16 protein-coding genes and 3 pseudogenes are annotated in these 17,951 nt (G+C 39.3%); 17 read left to right on the top strand and 2 right to left on the bottom strand.

From position 1 onward, the window contains the following. The coding region (locus tag AACR09_RS07310; protein WP_228011016.1) for a type VI secretion system ImpA family N-terminal domain-containing protein at positions 1–1,237 on the bottom strand (1,237 nt) is incomplete at its 3' end. Between the two features lie 667 nt (positions 1,238–1,904). On the opposite strand from AACR09_RS07310, the gene AACR09_RS07315 reads away from it, so the two are divergent. From AACR09_RS07315 to AACR09_RS07380, 14 genes and pseudogenes are all read left to right on the top strand, one after another. Continuing rightward, positions 1,905–2,510, top strand: a complete 606-nt coding sequence (locus AACR09_RS07315; RefSeq protein WP_102504244.1) for a hypothetical protein — start codon at positions 1,905–1,907, stop codon at positions 2,508–2,510. A 9-nt stretch (positions 2,511–2,519) separates the two neighbouring features. Continuing rightward, positions 2,520–4,016 (top strand): type VI secretion system-associated FHA domain protein TagH, encoded by a 1,497-nt coding sequence (tagH, locus tag AACR09_RS07320; protein ID WP_102504245.1) that lies wholly within the window; start codon positions 2,520–2,522, stop codon positions 4,014–4,016. Further along, on the top strand, positions 4,009–4,509 hold the full coding sequence (gene tssJ / locus AACR09_RS07325) for a type VI secretion system lipoprotein TssJ (protein ID WP_029222546.1): 501 nt from the start codon (positions 4,009–4,011) through the stop codon (positions 4,507–4,509). The genes tagH and tssJ overlap by 8 nt, the downstream gene beginning before the upstream one ends. 11 nt (positions 4,510–4,520) lie before the next feature. After that, positions 4,521–5,846, top strand: coding sequence for a type VI secretion system baseplate subunit TssK (gene tssK / locus AACR09_RS07330; protein ID WP_017062572.1), 1,326 nt, complete (start codon positions 4,521–4,523; stop codon positions 5,844–5,846). After that, entirely contained in the window at positions 5,843–6,634 is a 792-nt protein-coding gene (gene icmH, locus AACR09_RS07335) for a type IVB secretion system protein IcmH/DotU (protein WP_029224648.1), read from the top strand. Before tssK ends, icmH begins: the two co-directional genes overlap by 4 nt. Before the next feature lie 148 nt (positions 6,635–6,782). Then, complete coding sequence (locus tag AACR09_RS07340; protein WP_193836268.1) at positions 6,783–8,240, top strand: DUF4150 domain-containing protein; 1,458 nt, start codon at positions 6,783–6,785, stop codon at positions 8,238–8,240. Between the two features lie 11 nt (positions 8,241–8,251). Beyond that, positions 8,252–10,483 carry a glycoside hydrolase family 19 protein gene (locus AACR09_RS07345; RefSeq protein WP_193836269.1) on the top strand — a complete coding sequence of 744 codons (2,232 nt, stop codon included), beginning with the start codon at positions 8,252–8,254 and terminating at the stop codon, positions 10,481–10,483. Beyond that, positions 10,483–11,046, top strand: a complete 564-nt coding sequence (locus AACR09_RS07350; RefSeq protein ID WP_193836270.1) for a hypothetical protein — start codon at positions 10,483–10,485, stop codon at positions 11,044–11,046. The genes AACR09_RS07345 and AACR09_RS07350 overlap by 1 nt, the downstream gene beginning before the upstream one ends. 246 nt (positions 11,047–11,292) lie before the next feature. Continuing rightward, entirely contained in the window at positions 11,293–11,622 is a 330-nt protein-coding gene (locus AACR09_RS07355; RefSeq protein ID WP_193836271.1) for a hypothetical protein, read from the top strand. Between the two features lie 209 nt (positions 11,623–11,831). After that, positions 11,832–12,239: pseudogene (locus AACR09_RS07360) on the top strand (TonB-dependent receptor plug domain-containing protein); the annotation flags it as partial. A gap of 41 nt (positions 12,240–12,280) precedes the next feature. Beyond that, the gene (locus tag AACR09_RS07365) at positions 12,281–14,269 is read left to right on the top strand and encodes a VgrG-related protein (protein WP_228011018.1); all 1,989 of its coding nucleotides are present in this window, start codon (positions 12,281–12,283) and stop codon (positions 14,267–14,269) included. Beyond that, positions 14,269–14,670: a hypothetical protein gene (locus AACR09_RS07370; protein WP_102504248.1), complete on the top strand. Its 402-nt coding sequence runs from the start codon at positions 14,269–14,271 to the stop codon at positions 14,668–14,670. Before AACR09_RS07365 ends, AACR09_RS07370 begins: the two co-directional genes overlap by 1 nt. 423 nt (positions 14,671–15,093) lie before the next feature. After that, positions 15,094–15,561 carry a hypothetical protein gene (locus AACR09_RS07375; protein WP_228011020.1) on the top strand — a complete coding sequence of 156 codons (468 nt, stop codon included), beginning with the start codon at positions 15,094–15,096 and terminating at the stop codon, positions 15,559–15,561. A gap of 115 nt (positions 15,562–15,676) precedes the next feature. After that, a complete protein-coding gene (locus AACR09_RS07380) occupies positions 15,677–16,249 on the top strand; it encodes an imm11 family protein (protein WP_050546650.1) in 573 nt (190 codons plus the stop codon). Between the two features lie 189 nt (positions 16,250–16,438). Here the strand turns inward: AACR09_RS07380 and AACR09_RS07385 are convergent. Beyond that, positions 16,439–16,678 (bottom strand): annotated as a pseudogene (locus tag AACR09_RS07385) (hypothetical protein); the annotation flags it as partial. A 50-nt stretch (positions 16,679–16,728) separates the two neighbouring features. On the opposite strand from AACR09_RS07385, the gene AACR09_RS07390 reads away from it, so the two are divergent. The 3 genes and pseudogenes from AACR09_RS07390 to AACR09_RS07400 form a co-directional block, all read left to right on the top strand. Beyond that, positions 16,729–16,971: a hypothetical protein gene (locus AACR09_RS07390; RefSeq protein ID WP_228011021.1), complete on the top strand. Its 243-nt coding sequence runs from the start codon at positions 16,729–16,731 to the stop codon at positions 16,969–16,971. Further along, positions 16,972–17,328, top strand: coding sequence for a hypothetical protein (locus AACR09_RS07395; protein WP_108162550.1), 357 nt, complete (start codon positions 16,972–16,974; stop codon positions 17,326–17,328). Between the two features lie 78 nt (positions 17,329–17,406). Continuing rightward, a pseudogene (locus tag AACR09_RS07400) lies at positions 17,407–17,832 on the top strand (DUF4150 domain-containing protein); the annotation flags it as partial. Between the last annotated feature and the right edge of the window lie 119 nt (positions 17,833–17,951).

Below are 17,951 nucleotides of genomic sequence, written 5' to 3' on the forward strand. Positions count from 1 at the left end.
ATTTCTGAAGTTCTTTTTGTTGTTTTTCTTTCTCTGCATACTCAATGCGACCGATCAAAGGAAAAAGGGAGTTGCTGTATTCGTAAGCTTGCGCTGTTTTTTGACTTTCACTTCCTCTTACCACATTTGCAAATACGGTTCTTGCATCAGAGAAACGTCGGTGAAGTTGCATGTAATCTGAATCTAACTTTTCTTGTTGGCTGGCGAATTCTTGACGTAAACGTAAAACAGATGATGAGTCTGGGTAGAGTTTTGTTAGGTCAATGGTCAATTTATCAAGGGCATCAATCTCATACACTTTTACAGGGTTAGTCGCCCAATCTTTCATTAGGTTGTCTAATTGGTTTACGACATTAGGTCTCACATCGTCTGAAATTGAAGCATATTCATATTTTAACGAGTGTGCTATTTCGCTTAACTGAGGAATGCTTGATGTAACTACTTTCCTGGTGAGCACTTTCAATTGGTACTGTTCATAAAGGAAATGAGAGGACAGAGCCAGTACAAGAAATCCAGCTAATAAGTAGATGACTAAATAGTTCGACGTTGATTTTTCATCTATTTTGAGAGTCTCAGTTGGCTTGCTGTTAGACACATCAATTTTAATCGCGGCTGACTGAGTAATAGGCGGTACCTTTCTCTTCTCTTGTTCCGTGCGCCTTGTTTGACTTGCTGCTTCGAGGAGCTTCGCTTCATTTTCTTTATGCTCATCTGCCCATTGCTTTAAGATCCGGCGAACGCCACCTAGTGAAGGTGCTTTTATTCCATAATGGAGCCTAAGTTCCTCTTCAATTCTCAAACATAAACGGTGGCAAGTTTCGATCAACAGAATGTCGTCGGAGCTAGTCTTAATGTTCTTAATCCGTTTTTCAGTGTGCTCGACCATCCAATCAATCGCTCCAATCCTAGCGTTTGATTTACTGACTTCAGGATATGCGGTGAACCAATAAACGACACACAGATCTAAGACAGAGCTAAGTCCTTCGGCTAAACCTTTTAAACCATCATTATGTGTTGCTGCGACGGTAAAGTAGCAACTACATCGAAAGTCTTTGCTATTTTTGGAGAGTATTGCTTTAGATAAAGACTGAACTTTTTTCCAAGAAACTCTACCTGTAACCTTATTCAAGTTATTAATCTGACGTTTTATCTCAGTGAAATCATCTAACGCGTTTGGGTTGGTTCCGCTAGGTTTTTCTTCATCAATAGGTCGCCTTGTGAAATCCGAGGAAAACATAATTTTGATATCCAACTGTATATATAATGAAATCGAAAAGTAGCATTGACTAATAAAGTCGCTCTTACATTTTTATATTTTTATATTTTTTAGCGATTCTATAGTCAAACAGGATAATTTGAATGTTAAAAGATTTGAAAAGTTCTTAAATTAAATAATATGTGACACTGTTCACAGTAAGGCTGGGGCTAGATACTTTGTCTTGTTAGCTTTTATAAAAAATCAGTGACTGACTTCTCATTTATAGCGTCAATGACGAAAAATGTTATGCATGCTAATATTGATATTACTGGTCATTTGTTGATCGATAATTGATGGCGTCAATCGTTTATGGTTATATTACTTGGTGCTAAATTAGTGAAATTTATTTAGGTTACAATATGGTATAAATAAAGGTGAATAAATAGGCATTCTTGAATTTTTAATTTGGTAAATGCTAATTCTATATGATGTTTAGCATTCGATGGCGCTCGAATTATTGATAGTTTTGATTTTATAATTAGATTAAACCGGTAAATGTGCGTAATGCACTTTCTTGTAGATATATCGATTTTTTTGCTAGTTATAATGTCGTAATTAGAGGGCGAGAGAGTCTCCTTATTGTAAAAAACATAATACTTGCTATCTTGCGCATCTAGTTAATATATGGATGAACTCAGAGGGAAGCATGCGAAACCTAAGTAAAATCGGTCTAATATCCACAATGTGCCTTTTTTCGTCCATCGCAATCGCGAAGGGTGAAAGATATGGTGGTTCAGTAAATATGCTGAGCATAGACACTATAGAATATGAAGAAGGGCCGAGTGGACAAGTAGATGCTCTACGTTACGGGTTCGTCCATACACGTCCAATTGATGAAAGTAACAACCGATGGCGTTGGTGGTTAGGGTTCAATTATTTGGCAGAAGACGATATCGAAGCTCCCAAGAATGGTGTGTATAACGAGGTCACCAATTACGAATTTCGTATTGTCCCTCAGTATGCTTTAGGAAGTTGGTCGGTGTTTACACCTTACATAGGTGCAGGTTTGTCTTTAGGTTACTCACAATACTCTAACCGTTGGAAAGTTGATGACCAAGGTTTTAGGTATGGCGAGCAACTTGAAGATATCGACCAATTTGAAGCCGGCGCTGTGGTTACTCTAGGGAGCGTGATCAAATTAGGCAGCAATCCAGACGCCCACTTACAAATTATTCCCCAAGCTTCATACATCTTACCTTTTTATAACGAAGGGTTAGGTGGTGTTGAGTTTAGTGTTTCTCTTCTGTTCTAAAGGCTATTCATGCGAATTAATCAATTGGTTTTGGTGATCTCAAAGTGCCCAGAAGAATACGTTGGATCTAAGAGCATAGAAATGCCTGAAGAAGGTGGTTCTATCGGCCGTGAAGCTGGATGTACAGTTTCATTGACTGATCATAATCGTTTTATATCAGGTACACATTGCCTTTTAAGCATATATGGAGATACCTATTACATTAGCGATATCAGCACCAATGGAACGTTGGTTAATGGGAATAAAATCCTGAAGAATCAACCTGTCTCATTGTGTGACGGTGATAGAGTGTCTTTAGGTCAATATGAAGTGAGTATTTCTATTGAGTTGGTAACGACTTCATATGACATTGCTTCAGAAATCGCGCCAGAAAGAGACTCTACAGATCCTTTGATGAATTTGGAAGAATCCGTTGTTGAGGAAGAAGCAGAGACAGGCGCGCTTGAAGATCTCTTCATGGAAACGAAACCTGATGGAGTAGATACTCATGATCCCGTCGAGCACTTAAAATTCTCAATGCAGAGAGATGATGATTATTTGGTCCGAGACGAAAGTAACGAAAAAAATCTTATGAAGTCATCGATAGAACCACAAAGGCAAGTTGTTGATGACAGTTTAAGCATCCATTCTGAGTTCGACCTCCCTAGTCTGATTCCTGAAGATTGGATGGGGATGGAAGAAGAACAGCAGGCGAACCTGAATGCTCAAGACATCGCTGATGATCAAACTAAGATACCGAACCGTTTAAAACCAACAAACATTGAAGGTACCGATTTTAAGTCAGATACGCTTACCGGCAGTTCAGATGTTCCCAAGCGTAAACCGACAAAAGTACCGCCTGTTACTATTATCCCTAATTCCGCAAATATACAAAGCCACAAGTGGGAAGAGGTGACACAAGAGTTTGTCCCTCATACCGAACCACAAGAGCAGCCTGTTGAAAGTGAGAGTAGAACTCAGAGTAATACTGCATTGAGTGAAACTTCTTACGAAAATGAAAATGTAACACATGCATTCTTTGAAGGACTGGGTGTTGATTTAGAGTCTGACACGAAACATGACGCTTTATTTTTTAAACAAATGGGCGCTTGTTTGCGATTGTGTATCGATAATTTGTACAAAGATTTACAGAGTGTTGAAGAGCTTACTGACGAAAGCTCCTTTGCTCACAATGATCTTAGCCTAACTACATTGATGTTAACGCTAAATAGTCAAAATCTATTGGCTCCAAATGAGCTAATTGAACAGATACTGGATGAACTTAGCGAGCACGATACCTTATATGCGAAGGCAATTAACGATTTGGTATTGGAGCAACTAAAAGCGAATGATCCTCAGCAGTTTGCAAACACTTTAAGCCAGGAAACGCGCTTCCTTAGTAAGTCAAAGCTATGGCAAAAGTACAGCGAACATTATGAGCAGAATACTCGACAATTCAATGAGTCGACATTTAAAGCGTTGATGAAAGACAGATACAGTAAGGTTGCAAAAGCTGATCATGCGTAAACTTATAATCCCCATTACCTTGTTTCTATTATCAGGTTGCTCTATGTGGGAGCAATTTAAAGAATCATCTGGAATTACACCAGAAACATCTTCAATTGAACTCGTGATAGAAGCGTCAGAACTTCTCAATGTACGAGAGCAGGGACAATCTTCGCCGGTCATTCTGAGAGTTCATGAACTCACTTCACCTGTTTTATTTCGTAGTTTGGATTTCTTTGCTCTATTCGAAAATGATAAAGCGTCCTTAGGTGATGAGTATATTAAACGATATGAATACCAACTGCAGCCGGGTGATGAGCTACATGAGATTTTAGAGTTAGATCCAACGACGCGTGCATTAGGTTTTTCTGTGGCATTCAGAGATATTGATGGCTCGTCTTGGCGGAAGGTTGAAGTGATCGAAGAAAAAAGTGAGTACTTTCTGAGATTAAAAGTAGAGGGTAGTGAATTATCTTCGAACAATACTCGCGGTATTGAACAGACGTATTTTTAAGGAACTGACGAATGTCTTTATATAACCCAGTTGTTTGGCAAGATGGTATGTTCATGAAGCCTCAACACTTTCAGCAACTCGATAGGTCTCAAGGCAAGTTATCTAACATGCTTAGCTCTAATAGCTCTCCCTTACACTGGGGAGTGAAAAAAATTGAGATTAACACTGAGCTACTGGCACTTGGCAAAATCGGGATCACACGAGCAGAAGGTATCTTACAAGACCGTACTCCATTTGATTTACCGCTTCTTGCTGAGCTTCCAGAAGTAAGAGATGTTGACCCTTCTATTGCGGATAAAGTGGTGTATTTATGCTGTCCACTGCCATCAGAACGATCTGAACTCTTTGGCGGAAATGGAGACGGTGCTCGCTATAACATGGAAACCCAAGAAGCCGTAGATGCATGTTATGAATCAGAAGATATGGCAAGTATTGTGGTGGGTAAGCTTAACTTTTTCTTAATGTACGATCATGAAGATAAGAGCGCATATACATCAATTCCCATTTTGAAAATTTCGGAAGTGAAGCCAGACGGAAGCATCATTCTGGATGACAACTATATTCCGACGTGCATTGATATTCACGCATCTACAGTTTTGAGCAAGTTCGCGACGGAATTCGCGTCAATGCTTAAACACAGAGCCGAATCGATTGTTCAGCGTTTAGGTGTGGTTGACCAGCAGGGCGTATCGTCTGTTGCTGATTTTATGTTGTTACAAGCCTTGAATCGTTATGAGCCGTTGTTCTGGCATTTTGCAAGTGTGGAAGGCGTTCACCCAGAGTCATTTTATCGGATCCTGTTACAAGCGGAAGGTGAATTATCTACACTGTGTTCCGCATCTCGTAGACCACAAGAGTTTACAAAATACAACCATAGCCAACTGACCGATTGTTTATCTCGTACGCTTGATAGCGCGAAAATGACATTAAGTGTTATGTCAGAACAACGTGCAATACCTTTAACATTGAGAGAGCAAAGCTATGGAATTCGAACTGCAGCAATTCCAGACAGTAAAATTGTCGAATCTACGACGTTTATTCTTGCTGTTAAAGCAGACGTACCACTTGATATTCTGCATACGCAGTTTGTAAGCCAAACCAAGATTGGTTCGATCGACAATATTCGCGATTTGATCAACTTACAATTGCCGGGTATTGAAATGAAACCAATGCCAGTGGTACCTAGAGCGTTGCCTTATCATGCCGGATATACCTATTTTGAGCTCGATAAAGCAAGTGACGAATGGAATGCATTGAATAACACCGCAGCAATCGCAGTCCATATTGCTGGCGACTTCGCGAACTTATCACTACAGCTTTGGGCTGTACGTTTATGAGTTACGCCGAAAACGACGTCACCGTAGTACTATTTCAACCAGAACCAGGCAAACCAATGGAGGTTATGCCTGCACCTGATTTATCTAGAAATATTGCGGTAAGAGACCTAAACGTGGAGAGCATGGGTGTTAACCCGTTGGTCGATCAGTTTACTTGGTTAATAGCCAGTCTCTCATGTATGTCTTCGATTCCTTGGTTGGACGATCCTGGTCCTTTTAGAGAACAAGTTGCACGAGAAATTCGTAAAGGTGAACGAAAGCTCAATGAAATGGAGTTGGATCGGGCATCAATATTGGTTATACGCTATTGCTTATGTGCAGCAATAGATGAGTCTGTGTGTAGGCAAGAGTGGGGGGCAAACAGCCATTGGAGTACAAACAGCTTATTGTCGGAGTTCCATAACGAGACATCTGGCGGCGATAAGTTTTTTACTATTTTAGAGCGCTTGAAAGCTGATCCACGAAAATACAGACACGTTATCGAATTCCTTTATTTATTGCTTCAACTTGGGTTCAAAGGCAAGTACGGCCGAGAAGAGCGCGGTAACGAAAAGCTTTCAGACATAGGAAACACAATTTATCGCTTAGTCCGAGACGAGCGTTTAGCCGAACAGGAAAAAGTAACGTTAGTTAACTTAAAGGCGAAGTATTTAAAAAAACCGCTCAAACGGGTTATTTCTCCTAAGTTAATTCTTGGCGTCAGTACAGTAATCTTTGGTGTTATGTATGCCGCGACTTACTTGGTCATTGACCTAAAATTTCAGCAGTTACTGGATGTTTATCAATAGCATTAGATTTAATTGTGAGATCTTCTGTCCGTTTTTAAAAATAGACTCGAAGTAACAGTCTCATCCTTCATTTTCACTACGTACTTAGACAGATTGCAGCCTGCGATCTCTTTTATCATACATCTATTGGAATTTAATTGGATTTACTATGGGCGTAACAGTTTGTGCGAATGGACTCAGCGTAGTTCATCAAGGCTCAGGAGGAGAAGCGAACGCAACACTCCCTGATGTTTGTTTAACAACAGTCGGCAAACCTGTTGTTCCTATCCCTTATGGTAACAATGCAAAGTCTGCCGATTTAGCGGGAGGCACCACGACTGTCTCTATGGATGGCGGTAACAGCATTGCTATTAAAGGCAGTAAATTCAGCGCCAGTACTGGTGATGCCGGTGGTGATAAAAAGGGCGTAGCTTCTGGCACTATTGAAGCCGAGGCCGAATTCATATCAGCTTCTCCTACCGTTAAGTTCGAAGGTGTCGGTGTATGCCGCCTTTCTGACCAGATGACTATGAACAAAGCCAACACCATGTGTTTAGGCGGCGCGCAAAACCCTTCGGTTTCTGTAACTGAAGATCAAGAAGGGACGTATACGTTGGATATAGAGTGCAAGTATCCAAATGGGATGCCTTATTCTAATGCGCCATTTTCTTTAGTCGAGCCTTCTGGATCTGTCATCGGGAGTGGGGCTTTGGATTCTAGCGGAAAAGCAACGGTTGGTGGGCTAGCTTTAAAAGAATGCAAGCTGGTACTCTGCGAAACTCCAGACTCTTATACTCCAAACCAATCTTTAGCTGAAAGTGTAGTGACGGAAACATATCCTGACCCAAATGACTTTTGCACGTTTGTAGCGGGTCGTCGATCACCATTTTGGGAGGACCGTGTCGGAGTTGCCAATGATTGGGGCATCTTGATGTCTCCATCCTTCAGTGATGATGACTTTAGAGATATCGTATTAGAACAAAGTCGTATTCTGACTCCTTACGCGATCAGTCAAAACCACTCTAAAGATTTTTCTGATGCTTATGTCTCGGCACTTTATCACATTCAAACTGATAGCACTTCGCTTGATAAGTATGAACCCTTAATTGAACTACTGTTAGAACAAGTACACGAAAATGGCGACATATTGAGGGTCCTATATCAAGCTGATGTGTTTGAGCCTCCTTATGAGCTACTTGCAAAACTTCGCCTTTTGGGGACAGGAAATACCGTTAGGTATTTGCAGTTAGTCTTGTGGACGTTGATAAACAATCAAATCTGTTCATACATCGATGAGCTTAATAATGAAATCATCGATCGTTTGGATTTCATACAAAACCAGGCTTCAGCGAGATCGTTGAGTTCAGTTGAAGAGGGAGTTGAAGGTTATAAAAAAGCACTTAACCATTTCAAACAGGCATTACCTGACGTAGTTAGCCAAATTTTCTCGAACAAAAATGACACTCTAATTTCTATATCTGCGATGGCCGTTGGAAGCATCGTTAACATCACAGGCCAATCAGGGTTTACAACTAACCTTGGTAGAGTTAATGCCGTGGTTTACACGAAATCAAACAACTTGAACCGCCCATCGTTTGTCATTTTTGACGATAACTTTTCAGACTAGGATAGTAAATCATGGATGCAGTTTTTCCGATAGCGCAACGAGAAGGCGATGCTTACCATACGCTTAGTGATTTTACTAAGTTGTTTGATCAAGCTAAGAGCGGTCGTTATTTAATAGGGCAAGGCTATGGTTGGCATAGTGGGGTTCATTTAACATCAAAAATGCTACCTTGGGGTAAAGGCCTCAGACCTATTCAAGCGATGCTTGATGGTAAAATTGTAGCGTTTCGGATTCATTCCGATTACCAGGTTGCCACCTATCAAGATCAAGAATTTAAATACAGTAATAACTTTGTACTTATTGAGCATGAGGCTGTAAACCCCGAAGATAGTGAAGATGTATTTAAATTCCATACACTTTATATGCACCTTGCGCCACCTTCAGATATTGGTGCCAATTCATCTATAACCACGCGTTATCGTTTACAAGAAGCGAGAAATGTACGCCCTTTCAAACATAGTGATGTGCCTACTAATTCGGGTGCAAAAAAGCAGTCGATGTCTAAAGGAACATTACTTGAATACCTGTATGCTGAAGAGAAAGAGACCCACCCATACCAGATCGGTAAAAATACCTACAAAATGATAAAGTGCCGTGTGGTAGAGAATGGCGAATCGTCTAGTGATAGAGAAAAAGCACTGTTAAACAAGATTGTCTGGTTTGCTTCGGGTCTCAATAGTGACTTCGACATTTTGGAAGATTCTTCTGCTGTTCGATCAGAACCAGTTTCAGAGCCTAAGTGGATGTCGGACAATGCGGCAATGATTAGGGACGGTAGTGTGGTTTCTTTACTCCCGATCTTATTTAAAGAGGGGATAAAGGTTTCAGCTGGGGAAGATATCGGCTACATGGGACTGCATGAATACAGCAATGATGCAATAGGAACTAAGAAAGACGATAATCGTGTGCATATCGAGATGTTCTCTTTTGAAGAGCCGCCCGAATTTTTCAAAAAACAAATTTCTCCCAAAAATGCAGAAGAAAATCCGCTGGTCGTTCTCGATGGAGCGGACAGTAGTGGTGCCGTTGATATGAGTAACTCGTTTATTCAGCAGTTACTTGAATCTGTCACAGAAGATCAAGTAACGGATTTCTCCTCGTTTACTGCTCGCGATGCCAAAGTATACTTAGATGGTAAACGTAAACACTTTGAGCGATTTATTGTGAAACATCCTACAGATTGGCATACAGAATCGTCACAAAGTCTTTATGAATCAATCCATCAGACAGCCAAGGAAGCTCTGGATATTAAGTGCTCGGCCGGTTTTGTAACTGAAGAGGATTACCGCAACTCTCCATGGCGCGATCAAGTTATGGAGAGCTTTGATCTTTTCTCTCAATTCGAACTGGAAAGAGCAGATAAGTTCTCATGGATGCAAGATTTGCAAGGTGATTTACAACTAGGCGATGATAAGAGTCTTTGGCATTATTGGCCTTTTATCCCTCAAGCTCAAAGTGGCTTTGAGTTTACTCTAGAAATGTTGCAGAAGGTATACCCTAGAGTTAAAGACTCTAAGCGGGATGTCTTACAAGGTATTGTCAATGAACTAAATGATCACATGCTTTTTTATAAGCTCGATACGCCTTTACGTAGAACACACTTTTTTGCTCAGCTTATGCAAGAAACAGGTGAGAACCTAAATATGGCTGAATATACCAATTATCGTATTTCTACGCTGGATACATCAGAATTTAATACTGCTAGGTCACGTCGATACCCTTTAGAACACCCTAAATATGCAGGTAAGCGGTATATTGATGTTCATGGTATCGCAGACAAGAAAAATGGTAAATTCATTAAAAAAGATGGTACTTCTCCTACTCTTGATGACAAAAGGATATTGTTTAACGTTATGTATGGAGGTAGAAGCGAAATGAAGAATGGTGATTTTTTGACAACTGATGATGGGTGGATTTTTAGGGGGCGTGGGTTAAAACAGCTTACCGGTAGAGACAATTATGAGCGTTTCAATAAATGGCATTTACAAAATCAATCAGAGTGGCCATTGGACGTAGTAGATTTTTTAAATACACCAAAGCTTATATTAGAGGCTAAATATGCGACTCGCTCTGCAGCTTGGTTTTGGCTAGATATTAAAGGTCCTGAGAGGGCAGGTAAAGGAGCCAACGATAAAGTTGTGAATGAGATAACACGAAAGGTAAACCGTTATACTAGCAAAAATTCTTACCGGAAGCGTAGAGAAAACTTCAAATTTTTATGCGAAAATAAGGTATTTAACTAATGATGAAAAATATTAAATTTCAGGCTATTTCAAGCGTTCTCATAATAAGCTTCCCAGTTTTAGCAGTACACCCACAGATAGACAAAAAACTAAGCGATACAACGGTAACTTTGTGTGAGAATAATGAGGATATTTACTTTAATGCAAAGTTAGATAACCAAAAATATGTTTCCTTGTGTGGGGCTGAGCATAGAAGTCCAAGTACTGGTTATGTAAAGTATCGATATGGGACAAGCGATAAAGTAGAATTAGAATACCCAAAAAGTGCAGAAACCCCAAAAGGTAAATTTTTAAGTTATCATATAAGACTTGGTAAGTTACAAGGTAGAAATATTTTTTTCTATTCAGGGGATTACAGATATAGTATCGGCTATTTAGCTGATAACTGTAGCTTGCATGTTTATAAAGGTAGTGAGGTTGTATTTAGCTCATCTTGCGAGGAGACTTCCGAGCTGAACACGTTTGGTGGAGGTCAATCATCAGGCTCGGTGATGTTAGAAGATGAGCTAATTAAAAGGTTTCCTGAACAATTTCAAGACCCAAGTGAACCTGAGTTTCACTGAGTTTGCAGCAAATGCGTTAGCTTATAACTATCCTCTGGTTGTTGTGCAGAAGTTTTTAATATTCAATGCCTTAATGAGGGCTTGCCTTGACCATTATGAATATAAGCATCATAATTTTTTTATCATCTTTGTCTCTTTCACTTTCTGTAAGTGCAAGCTGTAATCAAAATGCTGTCATATTCACATGTGATCTAGAAAATAAAAAATGGTAGTTTGAAAGCTTGTTATAATCAAGCCGAGAATTCGATGTACTTTGTTGTTGACGAAAATGGGTTGAATACAGTTTATACCCCACGACAAGGGAAGAGTTTAGATAACTATAAATGGATAGATATTTCTCTTGAAGAGCCTGAATTTATTCCTTTGAAATTTGAAGTAAATGAAAACAAGAATGCGTATTTTTCATTGACTAGAGGTGGTGGACGGTTGAGTGTCGTTGCGAACACCGTTGATATGATTGAAGACGAAGATGCTGTTGAGTACTTCTGTGAAATGGGAACTGAAACAGCTCTGGCTCCCAACGTTAGATTAAAAATAAAGCACGTAAAGCCCAATAAATTTGAGTCTTGGGATTAAGGATAGGGATTTTATATTAGTTAAATAAGCGCCTTTAAGCGCTTTTTACTCTCTACATCCAACACTTAACACCCATTATCTGAAATATAAATTAATCGCCTCGACAAAAATAAAATGGCACACTGTATTTATATAGATACACTGTGATTTAGCGTTTGAGCCTCTTCCCTGAGTACCATATTAGTGTTCAAACGTTGAGAAATACCCCTATGCGTTTGTCGTTAAACCTCGTGATTGCATCCACGTTTGGTGCGGTAGCTCCTGCCTCTGCTAACTATGACCTTGATTCTCTACTTGAAATGCCACTGCGCTCTTTGGCTGATGCGTTATCTTTGGCACCCGGTCTTCATGTCGCAAAATACTCCAACTTCGATTGGGGAGTGATGATGGTGCGTGGCAATAACGAAACATTGAACAATAAAATTTTGGTCATGGTCGATGGCCGTAGCGTTTTTAACCCAATGTCTTCAGGTGACGATTGGGATTTGATCCCAGTCAGCATGGAGAATACCTCTCAGATCGAAATCGTACTTGGCCCGGTCGGCATGGTATGGGGTGGCAATGTCGTAACAGGTATTATTAATGTCATTACAAAAGAAGTGGATGGTGTAGCAAAATGTAAGATGATGCTTACCATACGCTTAGTGATTTTACTAAGTTGTTTGATCAAGCTAAGAGCGGTCGTTATTTAATAGGGCAAGGCTATGGTTGGCGTAGTGGGGTTCATTTAACATCAAAAATGCTACCTTGGGGTAAAGGCCTCAGACCTATTCAAGCGATGCTTGATGGTAAAATTGTAGCGTTTCGGATTCATTCCGATTACCAAGTTGCCGCCTATCAAGATCAAGAATTTAAATACAGTAATAACTTTGCTCTTATAGAGCATGAGGTTGTAAACCCCGAAGATAGTGAAGATGTATTCAAATTCCATACACTTTATATGCACCTTGCGCCACCTTCAGATATTGGCGCCAATTCATCTATAACCACGCGTTACCGTTTACAAGAAGCGAGAAATGTACGCACTTTCAAACATAGTGATGTACCTACTAATTCTGGTGAAAAAAAACAGTCGATGTCTAAAGGAACAACACTTGAATACTTGTATGCCGAAGAGAAGGAAACCCACCCATACCAGATCGGCAAAAATACTTACAAAATGATAAAGTGCCGTGTCGTAGAGAATGGCGAGTCACCAAGTGGCGGAGAAAAAGCAATGTTAAACAAGATTGTTTGGTTTGCTTCGGGTCTCAATAGTGACTTTGACATTTTGGAAGATTCCTCTGCTGTATTATCAGAGCCAGTTTCAGAACCTAAATGGATGTCGGACAACGCGGCAATGATTAGGGATGGTAGTGTGGTTTCTTTACTTCCGATTGTATTTAGAGAGGGAATAAAGGTTTCTGCTGGAGAAGATATAGGCTACATGGGATTGCATGAATACAGTAACGATGCACTTGGAACTAAAAAAGACGATAACCGTGTGCATATCGAGATGTTTTCTTTTGAAGAGCCGCCCGAATTTTTCAAAAAACAGATTTCTCCCCATAATGCGGAAAAAAATCCACTGGTTGTTCTCGATGGAGCCGATAGTACCGGTGCCATTGATATGAGTAATTCGTTTATTCAGCAATTACTCGAATCTGTGACAGAAGACCAAGTAACGGATTTCTCTTCGTTCACCGCACGCGATGCCAAAGTATACTTAGATGGTAAGCGTAAACACTTTGAGCGATTTATCGTGAAACACCCCACAGATTGGCATACAGAAGCGTCACAAAGTCTGTATGAATCCATCCATCAGACTGCGAAGGAAGCTTTGGATATCAAGTGCTCGGCCGGTTTTGTAACTGAAGAGGATTACCGCAACTCTCCATGGCGCGATCAAGTTATGGAGAGCTTTGATCTTTTCTCTCAATTCGAATTGGAAAGAGCAGATAAGTTCTCATGGATGCAAGATTTGCAAGGTGATTTACAACTAGGCGATGATAAGAGTCTTTGGCATTATTGGCCGTTCTCCTTATTCAAGCTGTCTCAAAAACTCGTCGTACAACTGGGTAAAACATCTGAAATTTATGAATCAGGTGGAAGAGGCCCGGGGGTTATTTCGTCAGGTAGAGGGGATCATGGTGGTAAATCATATGGTGTTTACCAGTTGTCGTCTAATCTTAAAGTTGTGCATCGTTTTGTAAAAAATTCTAAATATAGAGGCCAGTTTGGTGATTTGACCGTGGGTAGTGATGCGTTTGATGAAACTTGGAAGCGTTTAGCAAATAGTGATGCGGTCGGTTTTAGAAATGCACAGCACGAGTTTATAAAAGAAACACATTTTGACCCACTTTATAATAAGCTTATCTCAGAAGGTATTATCAAAAATACTAACGAAGCTGCAATACTTGACATGATATGGTCAACTAGCGTTCAGTTTGGTGCAAGAACATCTTTAATATCAAGAGCTGTTGGTAAAAGAACTGGGCTTTCTAGCAGAGAGATTATTGAGCTTGTTCAAAACTATAAACATGATAAAACGGACTTACTTTTTAAGAGCTCTCCTACATGGTGGGGCGGTTTAAGACAACGTGCTCTTAGTGAGAAGATTAAACTTTTAGCGCTTTTAGAGCAAAATGCAATTATAGAGGAAAATTAATGAAATTACTTGGCTTACTAGCATTACTTTTTTCATTTTCATCGATAGCTAGCGATTATACTGATAGCTACAAGCAATGCACGAATAACTCCACCGGTTCTATTGATAAGGCTTTTAGTTGTATTGACAAGGAAATTGAATTTAATCAGTCGTTGATCAATGAGGTTTTTGACACTAATACAACCAATTCAGATATTGGTAGAATTTTAAAGACTATTTCTAGTAATGTAGAAAAAGAATATAGGGTCGCTTCTGAGTCATGTGAAATTTATACTGACATTTATCAAGGTGGTCAAGCGGGACAACTATTACAACGCCAGTGTTATCTTGACCGAATTATTTACATTAGAAAATTTGTACTTGATACTGAAGAGTTGACTAGTTTTAATTATAATGAGTAAGTGCTTATTTTAAAATCATAATTTAGATTAGATAGTATATGATAATTTTTCTGCTAACTTTTTGTATAATATCACTGTTGACAAAGGTGCATATATATTAATAATGTAAAACATTTTTTAATAACAATGAGGGTGTTTGTTTTAATACTTAATTTTATAAATAGTACGTTTCTTTTTTCGGCTTGAGAACTGAAGACTTAGTGGGCGTTCTGTGAACTATATGAATGGCAATATGGCAAGTATAGTACCTGAACGAATAAGGGTAAATTTTTAAGTTAACATGTAAGGATTGATAATTTAATGCTTGCATGGTTATAAAAGTAGTGGGGTTGTGTTTAATCATTCTTATAAGGGAATTCAAAGTTAGTTTTATACGCATGCGAAAATATTTTCAGAGTTAATATTTAAAGGTGACATCCTTGCTTGTTAAGCATAATAAGTGTTTTATGCTTCCCATTTTTTGTAAATGCAAGCTGTGATCAAGAAACTGTCGTATTCACATGTGATTTAGAAAATAAAGGTGGCGGTTTGAAAGCTTGTTATAATCAAGCCGTGAATTCGATGTACTTCATTGTTGACGAAAATAGGTTGAAAACAGTTTATACCCTACGACAAGGGAAGAGTTTAGATAACTATAAATGGATAGATATTTCTCTTAAAGAACCTGAATTCATTCCTTTGAAATTTGAAGTAAATGAAAACAAGAATGCGTACTTTTCATTGACAAGAGGTGGTGGACGGTTGATTGTCGTTGCGAACTCCGTTGAGATGATTGAAGACGAAGATGCTGTAGAGTACTTCTGCGAAATGGGAACTGAAACAGCTCTGGATCCTAATGTTAGATTAAAGATAAAGCACGTAAAGCCCAATGAGTTTGAGTATTGGGATTAAGCTCACGGATATTTTATATCAGTGAAATAAGCGCCTTTCGTTGCTTCTTAATTTAAGACTAAGGTTAATTTGTAAATAAATCGAACACAACACTTCCTGATGGTAGGTAAGTAGCATGAACTATAACAACGAATATTACGTAATGACTCCCAACTTTGACATGGTAGGGTTTAAAGTGATTCCAACAGAATCAACAGCTTTAAGACGGTTTCATTATCGAAAACAAATTTACGGTGAGCCAGCTCTGCGTTTTTATAGTAAAGGTAATAAGATTATTGATAATACAATGCCTATGCTGTTTTGCACTCCCAGTGTCATAATATCTGAATCATTAAAAGAGTTAATTGATGACAATATTTATGGAGGGAGTTTATACCCCGTTATAATAAATGACGAATGTGATAATTACTTTTTGATTAACATCTATGAAGAGTTAGATTGTTGGGATAGAAGTAAATCAACCTACGAACAACAGGATCCTGATGAAGATCCCCACGTTATTAACTATCATTTGGACGTCGACGTTTTAGATAAAATAAAAGAGTCAGAACGGTTAATATTTAAAATGGGGGGGGATGACTTATCTCCTTTCATTGTTCATGAAAAAATAAAAAGAAAAATAGAAAAAAAAGTACCTTACGTAAATTTCTTTTCATTAGAAACATATCAACTTGGCGACGAGTATTAATTCTTAATTCGAAAATAATCTTTATATTCATGTCTTTAGAGAGCGCCCGTGGCGCTTTTCATCTAGTTTGTGTTGCAATTTTCGAGTTAATCGAACAAAACGCCTTCTGATGTTTGCTTAACGACAGTCTGTAAACTTGTTGTTCCTATCCATTATGGTAGCAATCAGTAACAGTGATTACTCTAACACTTATTCTCGCCGCTTAAGAACAACGCCCATTTTCTCGCCGAATGCGAGGGTTAGGTACATGAAGATTTCATCATCATCGACGGCCCATGACTTACCCGAAACCAAGCTACCCGTTCGTGGTAACTCGCGATTTAAATAAGCTTCTAGTGCTTCTTTGTTGGTGTAATTCAGCTCGGTTAACGAGAAGGTGATCTTTGAGTCAACTCGTCCTTGAACTCGGATATTGCTGGTTACCTGGTTTGAAAGGGGCTGCGGAACATAGACTGGCAAATAAAATGAACTATTACCATATGGAATGGAAGTTTATAGAAGATGAGGTGTCATTTTCTACAGAAGAAATTAGGTATCGTATTCATGCTATCTATAATGATTATTGGTTTATGAATGTCTTTTCTCGTTATCCAGTTTTAAATATCAGTGAGTCCGAGGCGGGGGATTTTAATGAAGATTATGAAGCTTATGAAAGAGTAAAAACATTGTTTGAATCAAATGGGTTTACGGGCGCTGCTTTTAATGAAGTGGAGGTGGTGTAAATGAACTGGAAAAAACAAACATACTTAGGGGCCGAGCTGCTCTCACATAATCTAAAAGTAGATAACTTGCTTAAAAATCCAGACCTTCTTTTCGACTTTACAATATACCCAAGGCTATATGTAAGTGTTGATTTGGACCTAGATGAAGTATTTGAGTCACACCACGCAATGGTAAGTGTCACATCAAAGGAAAATTATGGGTATGAATTCATTCAGGCTGTACCGAAAGCACAGCTATCGGATGGCACTTCTCACATGACATATGATGAAAGTGGATTGTATTTATCTGAAGCTCTAGTCAATGCGTTAATTAACTGTAAACCAGTAACTGTGATGCATAGACAGTTGAGCTTGTGACCTATTTTATTCAGGTAATTCAAATACAAAAAGCGCCGAAAGACGCTTTTCATTTAATACTAGGATTTATTTGTAAATAAATCGAACGCAACACTTCCTGATGTTTGTTTGACAACAGTCGGCAAACCTGTTGTTCCTATCCCTTATGGTTATAATGCAAAGTCCGCCGATTTAGCGGGAGGCACGACGACTGTCTCTATGGATGCCGGTGGTGATAAAAAGGGCGTTGCTTCTGGCACCATTGAAGCCGAGGCGGAACTCATATTAGCTTCTCCTACCGTTGAGTTCGAAGGTATAGGTGTATACCGCCTTTCTGACCTAATGACTCTGAACAAAGCCAACACCATGCGTTTAGGCGGAGCCCAAAACCCTTCGGTTTCTGTGACAGAAGAGCAAGAAGGGACGTATACGGTTGATCTGTTTCTTTCTTATTCTGATGGGGAACCTGTCCAAGGGGCTACATATAAATTGCTCGATCAGACTAGCGCTACTTTTGAAGGATCCACCTTCTAGGGGCTTGTTCATCCTTGATATATAACGGTGGGTTGCGGCTGCTAAATGACTCAAATAAGTATCGGAAACAGTGCCATGGTTACCATAACGTTTGATTGCAGAAACGGCGA

Origin of the sequence: Vibrio sp. OPT20, assembly GCF_963889365.1 — a bacterium.
Classification (GTDB): Bacteria; Pseudomonadota; Gammaproteobacteria; order Enterobacterales; family Vibrionaceae; genus Vibrio; species Vibrio splendidus.

Bases quoted from the DNA above. Each gene is read 5' to 3' on its own strand.
- AACR09_RS07315 (WP_102504244.1), top strand. From the start codon at position 1,905: ATGCGAAACCTAAGTAAAATCGGTCTAATATCCACAATGTGCCTTTTT.
- tagH (WP_102504245.1), top strand. From the start codon at position 2,520: ATGCGAATTAATCAATTGGTTTTGGTGATCTCAAAGTGCCCAGAAGAA.
- tssJ (WP_029222546.1), top strand. From the start codon at position 4,009: ATGCGTAAACTTATAATCCCCATTACCTTGTTTCTATTATCAGGTTGC.
- tssK (WP_017062572.1), top strand. From the start codon at position 4,521: ATGTCTTTATATAACCCAGTTGTTTGGCAAGATGGTATGTTCATGAAG.
- icmH (WP_029224648.1), top strand. From the start codon at position 5,843: ATGAGTTACGCCGAAAACGACGTCACCGTAGTACTATTTCAACCAGAA.
- AACR09_RS07340 (WP_193836268.1), top strand. From the start codon at position 6,783: ATGGGCGTAACAGTTTGTGCGAATGGACTCAGCGTAGTTCATCAAGGC.
- AACR09_RS07345 (WP_193836269.1), top strand. From the start codon at position 8,252: ATGGATGCAGTTTTTCCGATAGCGCAACGAGAAGGCGATGCTTACCAT.
- AACR09_RS07350 (WP_193836270.1), top strand. From the start codon at position 10,483: ATGATGAAAAATATTAAATTTCAGGCTATTTCAAGCGTTCTCATAATA.
- AACR09_RS07355 (WP_193836271.1), top strand. From the start codon at position 11,293: ATGTACTTTGTTGTTGACGAAAATGGGTTGAATACAGTTTATACCCCA.
- AACR09_RS07370 (WP_102504248.1), top strand. From the start codon at position 14,269: ATGAAATTACTTGGCTTACTAGCATTACTTTTTTCATTTTCATCGATA.
- AACR09_RS07380 (WP_050546650.1), top strand. From the start codon at position 15,677: ATGAACTATAACAACGAATATTACGTAATGACTCCCAACTTTGACATG.
- AACR09_RS07390 (WP_228011021.1), top strand. From the start codon at position 16,729: ATGGAATGGAAGTTTATAGAAGATGAGGTGTCATTTTCTACAGAAGAA.
- AACR09_RS07395 (WP_108162550.1), top strand. From the start codon at position 16,972: ATGAACTGGAAAAAACAAACATACTTAGGGGCCGAGCTGCTCTCACAT.